This is a genomic window from Emcibacter sp. (assembly GCF_963675455.1).
Classification (GTDB): Bacteria; Pseudomonadota; Alphaproteobacteria; order Sphingomonadales; family Emcibacteraceae; genus Emcibacter.
In genome coordinates, this window is sequence record NZ_OY776217.1 from 3,086,720 (window position 1) to 3,098,439 (window position 11,720).

Genomic DNA, 11,720 nt, shown 5'->3' on the forward strand with positions numbered 1-11,720 from the left:
TGAAATGAGAGAGCTGCGGCGGGCGTTACATTGCCTGCCGCAGCCAATCACTGAGCTTAGTCGTGGATCCAGACTGTCCAACCGGCTGTCCAGTCGCCAGCAGCATTCTCCACTGCACCGATATAGCTTGTGGTATCGAAGAAGCTATCAACAGCATTTGCATCTGTTGCAGTCACTGCAGCTTCACCTGTACCATTGATATATTTCTTGGTGCCGTCAGACGGTACTGCCAGAGTAGAACCGCCTTCAGTAGTGTTGGCCTGACCATCGAACCAGGCTTGAAGACCGGCATCTTCCGCTTCATTTTCCAGGTTGGCGGTACAATCCAGCAGTGTGGACTGCATGACGATATTGCCACCTGTCAGTTCGGCGTGGGAGTCAGTCCCGTCCACATCGAAGCAGGCATCGGTAAAGTTGGTCACAACAGCGTTGTAGAAGCTTGCTGCCGTACCGCGCCGCAGGACAATACCTGTATCACCCAATGCTGATTCCTCAATCCCCACGAAGGTGATGTTGGACCAGGTCGGGTTGGACCGGGGTGTCAGGGTGTTGTCGTCTTCATTGTTGTCAGCCTCAATACCACGGTCGGTGTTAAGCTGGTTCGCATTCTGGATGGCGATGGCATACTGAACGTTACCGCGCCAGCCGAAGGTCCAGTCAAAGCTGTCATCGTCGGAACCGGTCACAACCAGGTGTTTGGCATTCACTGTACCGCCGAACCATTCAAAACCATCGTCAGAGTTGTTATGAACCTGAACATAGTCCACCTCAGTGCCGTTACCGACACCCTGGAAGGCAACACCATTCAGTTCGCTGATGGCGTTCACTTTAAAGCCGGCATATTTGATCACCAGATATTTCAGGCGACCGCTGTTGTCGGCATCATCAGTACCACCGTAAAGCTCACCGGTTACTTCGTCGATGCCTTCACAGACACCGGCCACACAGTTTACGTTGGTGGTTGCGCTACCGTTGATGATCAGACCGCCCCAAAGGCCGCTATCGCTATCGATATTGCGAGCGCCGTCGTTGGTAGCTGTCATAGTGACAGGGGCATCTGCTGTACCGTTCACAAAAATCTGTGAACCGCGGGAAACATTAAGTAAAGCGTCCGTGTCTTCACCATAAATGGTCACACCCGCGTCAACAATCAAAGTTGCCGGATCACCACCGGCCGCAGTGCCGTCATAGCCCACGTCAACACCGATGTTAACCTGGTCACGGAGGAAATAGTCAAGACCAGCTACCAGCCGGAGTGTACCGGTATAGGTGCCTTCAAGAACACAACCGCCGCTGCCTGTATCTGCTGTACCAGTCGGACAAACAGCTGCGTCATTCAGGCCGTAGGACCAACCAAGGGTCCAGTTTTCAGGATCGTTTGCTCCATTTACAGCGCCAATATAGTCCGTCGCGTCGAAGAAGGCATCTACCGCACTTGCGTCTGTGGCGGTAATCCCCTGTTCGGTTGCACCGTTCACAAAGCCAGAAAGAGAAGTCGTAGCTTCGGTATTATTCGGCTGACCGTCGAACCAGGCCTGCAGGCCAGCGTCCTCTGCTTCATCTTCCAGGTTGGCGGTACAATCCAGCAATGTGGACTGCATGACGATATTGCCACCTGCCAGTTCGGCGTGGGAGTCAGTTCCGTCAACATCAAAACAGGCATCTGTAAAGTTGGTGATGACAGCATTGTAGAAGCTCGCTGCTGTACCGCGACGCAGGACAATACCGGTATCACCCAGTGCTGAGTCTTCGATCCCCACAAAGGTGATGTTGGCCCAGGTCGGGTTGGACCGCGGTGTCAGCGTGTTGTCGTCTTCGTTGTTGTCAGCCTCAATACCGCGGTCGGTGTTGAGCTGGTTCGGGTTCTGGATGGCGATGGCATGCTGAACCTTACCGCGCCAGCCGAATGTCCAGTCAAAGCTGTCATCGTCGGAACCGGTCACAACCAGATGTTTGGCGTTCACAGTACCGCCGAACCATTCAATACCATCATCAGAGTTATTATGGATCTGAATGTAATCTACTTCAGTGCCGCTACCGACACCCTGGAAGGCAATACCGTTCAGTTCACTGATGGCATTCACTTTAAAGCCGGCATATTTAACCTGAACATATTTCAAAGACCCGCTGCTGTCAGCATCATTGGAACCGCCATACAGCTCACCGGTGACCTCGTCGATGCCTTCACAGACACCGGCCACACAGTTTACGTTTGTCGTGGCCAGGCCATTGATCACAATGCCACCCCACTCACCGGACCAAGGCTCTTCCAGAGGAGCACCTGAAAAAGCAGTACGTGCCGTCAGGCCAAGTTCGTCATCAAATCCCAGATCCTGGGCGGAAGTAAAGATAATTGGGTTTGTGTTGGAACCTTCGGCAACGAGCTGGGAACCACGAGCAACAGAAAGTACGGAGTTTTCGTCTTTGCCATAAATTGTGGTTCCGGGCTCAATCGTCAGAGTGACCGCGGCACCAGCTGTACCGTCGTAGCCAACATCCTCACCAACAATCACCAGGCCATCAAGCACATACAGATTTTCAGCTGTAAGAGTAATGTTGCTCGCGAGCGTACCGGAAATCTCACAGTGAGTTTCAGTGCCCACCGTCAAGTCTGCTGTACCTGACGGACAGTTACCGGCGCTGCTGCCGCCGGTACCGCCTGTACCACCGGTGCTTCCGCCTGTACCCGGGTTAGGACCAGTGGTTCCCGGTGAAGCAAGTTCAATTGAGTCGTCGCCCTGACAGGCTGCCAGCGCCATAGTAGCGCATGCTGCAAGCAATACACTTCTGAATTTAATAGATTTGATCATTTTCCGCCCCTAAACGAGAAAAAATTTACAGTTGGGTTCATAAGACAACCCGGGCGTACTTCGACCCGGACTAATCAGGTCGGGGTTGTAGGAGGGAAATGTGACAGTTATGCTTCAGTTAATGTTACGGTTAGTTTAATGTTTTATTACATCCTGCGTCATATAAATAAATACTTTATTTACAGCACATTAACATACACGTCCTCAGGTTATTGAACGGCCTTTCAATAAAATACCCAGCCTGATCATGGCCATCGGGAGACTATCTGTTAAAACAAATCTGTAACATTCGGAAGAGTTGGTCGGAGTCTCTATTAATTACCCGGAACTAATATGAAGGACTATTATAGAAGAGACTTTCAGGAGCCAGGCCAGCCATATACCTACCGCCAGGAACGGGCCGAACGGAATTGCCGTCTGGAGTGTTGTGGTGCCCCTCATGCAGACCAGTGCGATGAGCAAACCGGTCGTTGACGCGATCAACAGAATGAAGGGTATAAAAAGCACGCCAAGCCAAGCGCCACCGGCAGCAAGAAGTTTTGCATCCCCCATGCCAATACCTTCCCTGCCCCGAAAACGCCGGTAAAAAGCTGCCACCAGGAAGATAAACAAATAACCAGTAGCGGCGCCCAGGAGACTGTGAGTGATATCGGGGAAATAAGGCAGCTTCAGAAAACTGAACAGCAGACCGGCAACAATCAACGGCAGGGTGAGAGTGTCCGGCAGACGAAAACTCTTCAGATCGATAAAACTGAGGAGAACAAGTGGAATGAAAAGAACGGCGCCCCATAAATACTGACTGACGGGCAGCAGAAACATTCCCGCCGCAGCCAACATCAATACACTACCCCACTTCAAAATCGCCATCCCACCTGTTCCATACATTAAGAAATAACCGTCGGTCAGGGCCAAATAAGCCGCAATCCATATGGATTGGCAATCTTTTTTATCAGGGAAATCCGCCATATTCCGCAGAAACAGGCTTCGTGCAACAAAAAGTTCACAAAGGTTAATGTGGGAATAATGTAATATCCCTCTGATGATATAACGGGTTTGTTACATTAATTTGACAGTCCGAAAAAAAATATGGGAAGAGGTGAAAACAACAACGGGAGACGATATGATCCGGACAACGGTCACAGTCCATTATAAAAAAGTCAGCCTGATAGCGCTGGCCCTTTCCCTGTTTTTACTTCTGCCAGGCTGCACCACCACCTCCACACCGAATGACTATTCAGAAACATTTATCGGCCGCGGCGCCCTGCTCAGCGGATATGCCCTGTGGGGCCCCGTAGCTGACGACCTGCAGGAGCCGGAAGACAATGTACTGGAAATGACGCAGGACATGCTGGATTTTCTGGAAGAGAATGTCCCGAAAAAAAATGCCGAGGTTGTCAAGGTCAGGGCTCTGGTCGAAGCCGTCGTATCCCCTGACGGGTTGAATATGAAATATAACCGGACGGCTACTTTTTCTGCCGGAGAGGCCTTTGAAATGGCAGAAGGGAACTGTCTTGGTTTCAGCTACCTGACAGCGCTTATGGCGCGCGAACGAGGCTTGAAAGCCTCTTTTCAGGAAGTGGACGTTCCTCCCCTGTGGTCTTCGGAAAAGGACAAGCTCCTCTATGCCACACGGCATGTGAATGTCAGAATACAGTCACGTACCGGTCGGGATTTTATTCTGGACATCGACCAGGTTAATGTGGATCCGACCTACCCCACCCGGATCATGAGCGATGCAGAAGCCGAAGCCCACTATTACAGCAACAGGGGAGCAGGCTACCTGAATCAGGGTAATATGAAGAATGCCTTTCGTTATCTGGTCAAGGCCATAAAACTATCCCCGGAAACTTCCTATTTCTGGTCAAACCTCGGGGTATTTTACCGCAAGAACAACCTGCTGGATCATGCGGAAATGGCCTATCACGCCGCCCTTAAATACGACCCGTCCAACCATTCCGCCTTGTCCAACCTGGCCATTCTTTATGATATAAAAGGCGACAGCGAGGAAGCGGAATATTTCGCCGCCAAAGCCCGCGACTATCAGGAAAAAAATCCCTACTATCAGTTTTTCCGCGCCCAGGATGCCTATAACAACGGCAACTATGAGGCCGCTGTGGAGTTTCTTAACAAGATCGATTATGGACGGAAAATAGATCAGCGTTTTTACACGCTTCTGGCCGAGAGTTACACCATGCTTGGAGAAGCAGATAAAGCCACGGCGATATTAGCCAATCTTCGCTAGCGAGCCGTCGAAACAGCAAAAATCACATGCAATCACACTCTTAGATGCTGCACATTGATCTTCGTCATTTATGTCGGGAATAAAATGGCAGAGAGGAAGGGATTCGAACCCTCGATACCTTATCCAGGTATACTCCCTTAGCAGGGGAGCGCTTTCGACCACTCAGCCACCTCTCTGTCACGCCGTATTTACCCAAGTCTAAATGGGGTGTCAATGTCTTTGTCCCGATTTTTACCTAAGATGCTGATCCGGGACCGGCGTAAAAAAACCCTCTCGACCGGCTGGTGAGAAGGTTTTTGATTATGACTGGACATCGAATGCTTTCTTTTAGTGGGTGAACAACCACTCCCGGGCCATTTTCTGGGCCGTGGCAATTTCCGCCGCAGACATATATTCGGCCACTTCCGCCCGATCGATCTGGGCGCTTTTCATGCCACGGATCGCAGCAAGATTAAAGTATTTGTGAGCCTCTACATTATTCTGCTCAACACCCTGACCGATGGAATACAACAACCCGAGGTCATAAAGCGCCTCTGGTGTTCCGCTGTCAGCGGCTGTAATTCTTTCTTTCACATAGCTATGGTCCAACTGCCCCATTTTTCTTCTCCTGAAAACCCTATCCTGGTTAATGCTGTATGCGTTCAATTCCGGCCGTGTTCCCGGCCTGTGAAACAAGAATGCCCGGTAAAGGTTAAACAATTGGTTAACCCTAAGAAAAACTTTACAACATACTGTTTTTTATAGGTTTATAGGACAAAAAAACGGGCCCCATCATGGGACCCGTCGCATTAGTTAATCTATTCAGATGGATTATATTAACCATTAAAAAGACGTCTGGATTACTTCGGCATTGCCTCTTTTGCTTTTTCCATAGCATCTTCCGCAGCCTTTTCAGCATCCTCGGCCGCGTCTTCCACCGCTTCGCCTGCTGATTCCATAGCTTCACCAGCTGCTTCAGCAGCGTCGTCAGCCATTTCACCGGCTTTTTCCATTGCTTCGTCGGCAGTGCCGGCGGCGTCATCCATCATGGATGAGCTTTCCTCTGCAGCCTTTTCAGCTTCCGCCGGTGCTGAAGACTTGTCTTCACCGCAGGCGGTAAGACCAAAAGCAGCAACTGCTGCAATGGCTGAAGAAAGGAGTAATTTTCTGATATCCAACATGTTGTTCGTCCCCTACTGACTAAAGTTTAATTTGAGCATGACTGTCACACCCTTTGGAACAGTACAGTATTATAGTTAATAAGGCAATTTTATGATGAAAAAGGCCGGAAACATAAAATTTCCGACCTTTTTTTCTTTAACTATCGAAATATTCAGCTGTTGAGCTTGGCCTTCAGCAATTCGTTGACCATCTGAGGATTGGCCTTGCCCTGGGTTTTCTTCATCACCTGGCCGACAAAGAAACCGAGCAGCTTGTCCTTGCCGCCGCGATATTCCTCGACCTTGTCTATATTGGCCGCCATGATCTCATCAATAAAGGTTTCAATGGCCCCGGTGTCAGAAACCTGCTTCAGGCCTCCCTCCTCCACAATCTGTGACGGGCTCTGATCGCTGTCGAGCATGATTTCAAACACATCCTTGGCGATACGGCCGGAAATAGTGCCGTCCATCTGAAGGCTGATAAGCTCGGCACCATGCTCTGGCGGTATCGGGCTCTGGGTGATGGCACAGCCAAGTTTGTTCAATGCGCCGAACAGGTCGCCTGTGACCCAGTTAGAGGCCAGCGTGGCAAATTCATGCTTGTCTTTGCCGGTCATTTTTTCCAGATGCACCAGCACCTTTTCAAAATAGTCGGCATTCTCCTTTTCCGCCACAAGAACGCCCGCGTTATAGGCGCTGATCTTCAGATCTTCCATAAAACGTCTTTTCTTGATGTCCGGCAGTTCCGGCAGGCTTTTGGCGATTTCATCGACGAATTCCTGGGTAAACTCCAGAGGAAGAAGATCCGGATCCGGGAAGTAGCGGTAATCATGGGCCTCTTCCTTCGACCGCATGGACCGCGTGGTCCCGGTGCCCGGATCAAACAGGCGGGTTTCCTGATCAATGCTGCCGCCGTCTTCCAGAATGGCGATCTGGCGATTTGCCTCATGCTCCACCACCTGCATGACAAAGCGGATACTGTTCACGTTTTTGGTTTCGGTACGGGTACCAAAAGCTTCACCCGGGCGACGCACGGAGACATTGACATCGGCGCGCATGCTGCCCTGCTCCATGTTGCCGTCACAGGTGCCGGCATAACGGACAATGGAACGTAACTTGCGGAAGTAGGCCCCGGCCTCCTCGGCCGAACGCATATCCGGCCTGGATACGATTTCCATAAGCGCAACGCCGGACCGGTTCAGATCGACAAAGGTCATGGTTGGATGCTGGTCGTGCATGCTTTTACCGGCATCCTGCTCCAGGTGCAGGCGCTCGACGCCTACAGCCTTGGTTGACCCGTCTTCCAGCTCGATAACGATCTCGCCCTCGCCAACGATGGGATCCTTGAACTGGCTGATCTGATAGCCCTGCGGCAGGTCGGCATAGAAATAGTTCTTGCGGTCAAAGATGGAGCGCAGATTGATTTTGGCGCCCATGGCAAGCCCGGTACGGATTGCCTGGCGGACACATTCCTGGTTGATCACCGGCAGCATGCCCGGCATGGCTGCATCCACAAAACTGACCTGGGTATTGGGCTCGGACCCGAAGGAAGTGGAAGAGCCTGAGAACAGCTTTGATTCAGAGATCACCTGGGCATGGACTTCCAGACCGATGACAACTTCCCAATCGCCTGTCGCGCCCTGTATTAACTTGCTCATGACTTGCCTCCCCACCATTTAACAGGTTTTGCGGTAACATTGGCGGCGCCTTCAAGGACTTCTGCGACCCGGAGCACGGTTTCCTCGTCAAAGGGCCGTCCCAGAAGCTGCAGGCCAAGTGGCAGGCCTTCACCGTTCAGACCCGCCGGCACGGAAATACCGGGCAGACCGGCAAGGCTCGCCGGAACAGTAAAGACGTCATTGAGATACATGGACAGAGGATCGGATGTTTTCTCTCCCAGGGCAAAGGCTGCGCTTGGCGCCGTCGGGGTCAGAATTACGTCTACTTTTTCATGGGCCTCGCGGAAATCACGGGCAATCAGGCTGCGGACCTTCTGAGCCTTCAGATAATAGGCGTCATAATAACCGGCTGACAAAACGTAGGTGCCGATCAGTATCCGGCGCTTGACCTCGTCGCCGAAACCTTCAGCGCGGGTATTACTGTACATGTCGGCCAGATTCTCTCCGTCCACCCGGAGACCATATTTCACACCGTCATAGCGGGCCAGGTTGGATGACGCCTCGGCCGGCGCCACAATATAATAGGTCGGCAGCGCATATTTTGTGTGCGGCAAAGAGATGTCGATAATCTCGGCCCCTGCGTCTTTCAGCCAGTCCATGCCCTGCTGCCAGAGCTTTTCAATTTCTTCCGGCATGCCATCAACCCGGTATTCTTTCGGAATTCCGACTTTCAGGCCACGGATATCCCCGGTCAGAGCCGCTTCAAAGTCAGGCACTGCCGTCGGCACGGAAGTGCTGTCTTTCGGGTCATGCCCTGCCATGCTTTCCAGCATGATGGCCGCATCGCGCACGGTCTTGGTAATGGGACCGGCCTGGTCCAGCGAGGAAGCAAAGGCAATGATGCCCCAGCGCGAACAACGTCCATATGTCGGCTTCAGGCCGACAAGGTTGGTGAAGCTGGCCGGCTGACGGATGGAACCGCCTGTATCAGTCCCGGTTGCAGCAATGGCAATATCGGCAGCCACTGCGGCCACGGAACCGCCGGAAGAGCCGCCCGGCACCAGATCATGGCCGTATCCTTCGGCACGCCAGGGGTTTTTCACCGGACCGTAATAGCTGGTCTCGTTGGAGGACCCCATGGCGAACTCGTCCATGTTGAGCTTGCCCAGCATCACGGCACCATCATCCCACATCTTCTGTGTGACAGTACTTTCGTAGCGCGGCTGGAAGCCGTTCAGGATATGACTGGCGGAACAACTATGCACCCCTTTGGTACAGAACAGGTCCTTGACGCCGACCGGGATACCGGTCATCCCCTTCTGATTACCGGCCTTGATCCTGGCATCGGCCTTGTCGGCCATTTCCAGGGCGATTTCCGGGGTCTCGACAATATAGGCGTTCAGTTCGCGGGCTGTTTCCATGGCGGAAAGATGGGCCTCTGCCACTTCCCGGGCGGTAAAGTCGCCTTTTTTCAGACCATCTCTGGCTTCCGTCAGGGTAAGTTTTGTCAGTTTTGTCATCGCGCGTCCCCCTATTCGATCACTTTGGGCACGGCAAAGAAGCCATGTTCGGCTGCCGGTGCATTGGCCAGGATATCATCACGATATCCGCCGTCAGTGATTTTATCTTCCCGCAGAGGGAGCGTCACATTAGCAACACTGGTCAGGGGTTCGACACCGTCTGTATCCACTTCAGACAGCATTTCCACCCAGTCCAGAATATTGTTCAGTTCCCCGACCAGCGGTTCCAGTTTTTCTTCAGGCACCTTGATGCGGGCGAGATGGGCGATTTTCGCCACTGTATCCTTATCAACAGACATATTATTCCTGACAGGTTGAGTTTAGTTCCGAAAGGCGGAAACTAGCACCGGGCGGGCACTTCCGCAAGAGGGAGTAGACGGGAATTTTGATGGGAATGTCAGCCCAGTCTTTCAATCAGTTCCCGCAGCCGCGGAACAATGTTCCGGGGAATATTGTTCGGCTCCATAAAACTTTGCAGAATATCCTGTTCCGCCTTCTGCAAATCCGCCCCTTCGCAGGCTTTTTCCAGGTCGGCCCGGAAGGGGTATTCCGTAAATTCCATCTCCGGATCCTTTTCCAGCGCCAGAGCCAGAGCCAGTTGGCACTCTTCCGACACACCTACACATTCCCAGGGTTTGACGCCACCACTGGCCAGAACCACGATATGTTTGCGAATGTCTGGGTTTAAAATCAGATCGCTGCCAAAAATTCCGACCAGGTCTTCCCTTTTGACAAAGGGAAACAGGCACAAATAGATGAAGGCGCATTTTGCGCATTCCCCGCACCAGCGGGCATTCTTGATTTCCCTGTTACAACTGACAAAAACATCGAAATACTTTGGAAATCCTGAAAAGATCCTGGCTATTCGCAACTCATACAGGGGGCGAAGCAGACTAAACAGATGGAACTGCTCGGAAATATTTTCCTGTATATGGCGGCTGAATTTGACTTCAAATTCATATGTCTTGCGATACTGGTGATTAATATCCATGCCCTGAAACCGAATATTGCCAAAGTTGGCTGAATATTCATTACCGACCACCTGATAGCGGAAGCCGCGCATGTAGGAAAGAATAAGCGCCTGGATCATCGGAAGCGCCCCGTAAGGAATAGGACCGCGGGCTGAATAGCGCCCCCTGAAGCCATATTGAATGTCGAAGTTCACATGATAGGATTCCGGACGACCAGAGCGGTTAATCACATTTTCCCGAACCTTGTTTCGATCATTGGTCAGCCAGGCCTGGGGCAGACCCAGCCCGGCAACTAGTTCCGTCATGACGACAGTATCCTTGCCACCTCCGTTGAGCACCAGAACCGTGTCTTCCATTTTTACATGGGGGAGTGTTCCCTTCACCTGGGTGCTGTTTCCCGCCACCCATGTCCGCTGGGATGGATTAAGGCCGTTCAGAAACCGGTATTCCCCCAGGGACCCCTGAAGGTAATCCTCGAAGAAGCGGCATGCTGTCTCTGTGAAACCGGCAAATGAACAATATACACCATCAATCGGACCAAGATTAAAGAAAGCCGGAGAGTAAAGAACCGCCATATTGGACAGGAAAATTTCCCATTCGTTCTCGCCAAGCTTTTCGAAGTCGGATCGCTCGACCTCGCACCACTCCAGTGAAATCTGGTGCGATGTTCCCCGATAATCGTAAAACAGGCGGATAAAGGGGAATTTGATTTCATAGTCCGTACAGACGAGTGTTGCAGGAGCTTCCCCTATCTCCCTGAGGAAATTCCCCCCCCTTTTTACATAGTGCTTTGCAACTTCTTTAATCATTCAAAAACTCCCCCCTACTCAACTATGGAAGACCATATTTATCTTCCATCAAACCCGGGGAGTTTTCTAACATATTTTTCGCGTAAAAGTTTATTAATTCTGCGAAAAATTATTCTACGAGCCGCTCAAGGGCATAGCCGCGGAATGGTTTGGTATGGGCAAGCGCCACCTGGCTGGAGATATTGGCGACGCCCTCCATCTTGCCGATCAGATCGTCATTCAGTTTCAGATAGCTGTTCATATCCGGGCAGACCACGCGCAGAAAATAATCGAAGTTTCCGCTCACCGTATAACATTCGACGATTTCCGGGAACTGAGCCATAGCCTCTTCAAAGGCCTTGAAGTTGGCATTGGTATGATCGTGCAGGCTTACCGTCACCAGCACTGTCACTGTACGGCAGATCTTGTCCAGATTTACATTGGCCATATAGCTATCGATATAGCCGTCCTCTTCCAGCTTTCGTACGCGCTGCAGGCAACTGCTGGGGGATAAATTCACTTGCTGGGACAGGTCATGATTGGTGATACGTGCATTTTCCTGAAGAATCGAAAGAATCTTCAGATCAATGCGATCCATAGACTTTTTCCGGGCCACTTATTCTCTCCGTAG

At 51.6% G+C, this 11,720-nt stretch carries 10 protein-coding genes and 1 tRNA gene; 1 reads left to right on the forward strand and 10 read right to left on the reverse strand.

Annotated elements, in window-relative coordinates; translation table 11 throughout:
- Nucleotides 1-56 precede the first annotated feature (56 nt).
- Both ACORNT_RS14405 and ACORNT_RS14410 read right to left on the reverse strand, forming a co-directional pair.
- Entirely contained in the window at nucleotides 57-2,810 is a 2,754-nt protein-coding gene (locus tag ACORNT_RS14405; protein WP_321392272.1) for a hypothetical protein, read from the reverse strand.
- Nucleotides 2,811-3,128: 318 nt separating this feature from the next.
- Nucleotides 3,129-3,776, reverse strand: a complete 648-nt coding sequence (locus ACORNT_RS14410) for an A24 family peptidase (RefSeq protein WP_321392274.1) — start codon at nucleotides 3,774-3,776, stop codon at nucleotides 3,129-3,131.
- 154 nt (nucleotides 3,777-3,930) lie between these two features.
- Here ACORNT_RS14410 and ACORNT_RS14415 point away from each other — a divergent pair, with 154 nt between their 5' ends.
- Complete coding sequence (locus ACORNT_RS14415) at nucleotides 3,931-5,052, forward strand: tetratricopeptide repeat protein (RefSeq protein WP_321392276.1); 1,122 nt, start codon at nucleotides 3,931-3,933, stop codon at nucleotides 5,050-5,052.
- An 85-nt stretch (nucleotides 5,053-5,137) separates the two neighbouring features.
- Here ACORNT_RS14415 and ACORNT_RS14420 read toward each other — a convergent pair.
- From ACORNT_RS14420 to ACORNT_RS14455, 8 genes are all read right to left on the reverse strand, one after another.
- Nucleotides 5,138-5,228, reverse strand: a tRNA-Ser gene (locus tag ACORNT_RS14420).
- A gap of 151 nt (nucleotides 5,229-5,379) precedes the next feature.
- Nucleotides 5,380-5,649 (reverse strand): hypothetical protein, encoded by a 270-nt coding sequence (locus ACORNT_RS14425; protein ID WP_321392279.1) that lies wholly within the window; start codon nucleotides 5,647-5,649, stop codon nucleotides 5,380-5,382.
- A gap of 242 nt (nucleotides 5,650-5,891) precedes the next feature.
- Nucleotides 5,892-6,212 (reverse strand): hypothetical protein, encoded by a 321-nt coding sequence (locus ACORNT_RS14430; RefSeq protein ID WP_321392282.1) that lies wholly within the window; start codon nucleotides 6,210-6,212, stop codon nucleotides 5,892-5,894.
- Nucleotides 6,213-6,364: 152 nt separating this feature from the next.
- Nucleotides 6,365-7,849, reverse strand: coding sequence for an Asp-tRNA(Asn)/Glu-tRNA(Gln) amidotransferase subunit GatB (gene gatB / locus ACORNT_RS14435; RefSeq protein ID WP_321392285.1), 1,485 nt, complete (start codon nucleotides 7,847-7,849; stop codon nucleotides 6,365-6,367).
- Entirely contained in the window at nucleotides 7,846-9,330 is a 1,485-nt protein-coding gene (gene gatA, locus ACORNT_RS14440) for an Asp-tRNA(Asn)/Glu-tRNA(Gln) amidotransferase subunit GatA (protein WP_321392287.1), read from the reverse strand. Before gatA ends, gatB begins: the two co-directional genes overlap by 4 nt.
- A gap of 11 nt (nucleotides 9,331-9,341) precedes the next feature.
- Complete coding sequence (gene gatC, locus ACORNT_RS14445; protein WP_321392290.1) at nucleotides 9,342-9,629, reverse strand: Asp-tRNA(Asn)/Glu-tRNA(Gln) amidotransferase subunit GatC; 288 nt, start codon at nucleotides 9,627-9,629, stop codon at nucleotides 9,342-9,344.
- 98 nt (nucleotides 9,630-9,727) lie between these two features.
- Nucleotides 9,728-11,110, reverse strand: a complete 1,383-nt coding sequence (locus ACORNT_RS14450) for a hypothetical protein (RefSeq protein WP_321392293.1) — start codon at nucleotides 11,108-11,110, stop codon at nucleotides 9,728-9,730.
- 109 nt (nucleotides 11,111-11,219) lie between these two features.
- Nucleotides 11,220-11,687, reverse strand: coding sequence for an Lrp/AsnC family transcriptional regulator (locus ACORNT_RS14455; RefSeq protein WP_321392295.1), 468 nt, complete (start codon nucleotides 11,685-11,687; stop codon nucleotides 11,220-11,222).
- Nucleotides 11,688-11,720 lie beyond the last annotated feature (33 nt).